This window comes from Xenorhabdus griffiniae, from assembly GCF_015163655.1.
Taxonomy (GTDB): domain Bacteria; phylum Pseudomonadota; class Gammaproteobacteria; order Enterobacterales; family Enterobacteriaceae; genus Xenorhabdus; species Xenorhabdus griffiniae.
Window position 1 is genome coordinate 1 of sequence record NZ_JADEUF010000233.1, and the last position, 1737, is coordinate 1737.

Sequence of the window (1737 nt, forward strand, 5' to 3'; positions counted from 1 at the left end):
AGCTGCTTTCTCACACATTAGGTATTTTTGCCAACTTTAAACAAGGTAAAAAACAACGCGATTGGCTTCAACAAACTCTCGTTATTGGGTGTTAAAGTCGAGCATCGCGTTTTCTTATTAATTTGATAACCAATTACCACACCGATACTTTTTAAGTGCTACCATTCCTGACCTTGCCTGTGTCGCAGGCGGTATCCATTATCAAGACAAAATTGCGTCCACTGTGGGATAAAAAAACGACAAAAATCATCGACATTACAGAAGATTTCAACTAAGTTGTCCATAGCCCGTTTCTCCCCAGAGCTGTTTGGTGTGTACCAAAACTTTGCTCCAGGAACAGGCTTGTCGTCGATTTTTTACCCAAAATTTGGGTTGGTTACTCTGCGCACACGTTGCTATGAGCTCGGTATTACACTCGGGAAAATCGCATAGCCCGACGAAATAGCCAAAGTCATGTTGTTTCTGGCCTCTAATCAAGCAAACCATATAAAGGAAAGAGATATAATATGAACCATATTGCCGCATTGAGAAAAGTTAATAACTTAAAACAAGAATTTGATTTAATAGAAGAAATCTGGTCACCTAAGGTGATAGCTCAAACAAACGAATATAAGATAATCATATTGCTCGCTGAGGGTGATTTTATATGGCATACACATGAAGATGAAGACAAGGTGTTTATGGTTATTGAAGGTGAACTTCGTATAGATTTTAAAAATGATCACGTAATAATAAAGCAAGGTGAGTTTTTTGTGGTACCTAAAGGGGAAGAAAGTAAGCCTTCATCCAAGGAATTAACCAAGCTGCTATTAATAGAACCATATATAGTCGCGAATTCAGGCCAATAGATTATTAATAAAAATTGTCAGGTCGTGAATTCAGATAATATGTGTTACACGTGATTCGAGGTGGAGACAGGGGAGGCAACTGATTAGCTCCCCCTGCTCCTACCACCTACAAGTTGGCGCAGGAATTTGTAATACCCGTCACTATTGAAGATATCAGTACCCTAATAATGACGGGGATATCGCTAAAACTAAAAAATCGGGCTTGAACTTACAACTTCTTGAAATTATTGTTCAACAAAGCTGAAGCTATATCGTATCTATTGGTGCATACATATGCTATATATCTCTTTAAGGCAAAATTGATATTTTTTAGGGTGTTTCATATGTTTGGCACATCTGATGCGTGCGACTTCTTTGCATTGTTCAGATTTATTATTCAATTGTGCTTCTGTTGCAAATGTATTCCATGAGGCTAATAGCAAAATAGCTGTGCATAGAGTCAGTGAAGTTTTCATCTTGTAACCTCTATATAAATTTAATATTTTCAATATCTTTGCTCTATATCAGAATAAAGACATATTTATATACTCGATAAACTTCAAGTTGCAATCCGCAAGATGAGGCGAGGCTTTATATTTCCCCGCTGCGCGGGGAAATATAACATACACCTTGAAGTTGAATTGGTATAATAAATTTTCTTATCTAAAATTCCAATCTATTTGGTGTTTTTCTGTGCTGGATTTATGAATGACATATTTAATGGATTGATTTTCCGAAGGGTATTGCTATTTTGTGATTTCATAGAGGGTTGTAAATGGCAACTTGAAGCTTAATGCGTATAAATAACTTTTCAAAATGGTAGGAGTGTCGAAGAAACTCAGTCCAATTTTTGCGAATTTTGATTTTCCACAAACAAAAAAGCAAAAGAGAGGACTGAGTCATGCTTATC

1 protein-coding gene and 2 pseudogenes are annotated in these 1737 nt (G+C 36.5%); 2 read left to right on the forward strand and 1 reads right to left on the reverse strand.

The genetic code is table 11. The features are described from left to right. Positions 1 to 95: pseudogene (locus IQ211_RS20305) on the forward strand (IS982 family transposase); the annotation flags it as partial. A gap of 75 nt (positions 96 to 170) precedes the next feature. On the opposite strand, the pseudogene IQ211_RS19095 reads toward IQ211_RS20305, so the two are convergent. Further along, positions 171 to 284 (reverse strand): annotated as a pseudogene (locus tag IQ211_RS19095) (IS982 family transposase); the annotation flags it as partial. Positions 285 to 506: 222 nt separating this feature from the next. On the opposite strand from IQ211_RS19095, the gene IQ211_RS19100 reads away from it, so the two are divergent. Next, a complete protein-coding gene (locus IQ211_RS19100; RefSeq protein ID WP_189761371.1) occupies positions 507 to 848 on the forward strand; it encodes a cupin domain-containing protein in 342 nt (113 codons plus the stop codon). Positions 849 to 1737 lie beyond the last annotated feature (889 nt).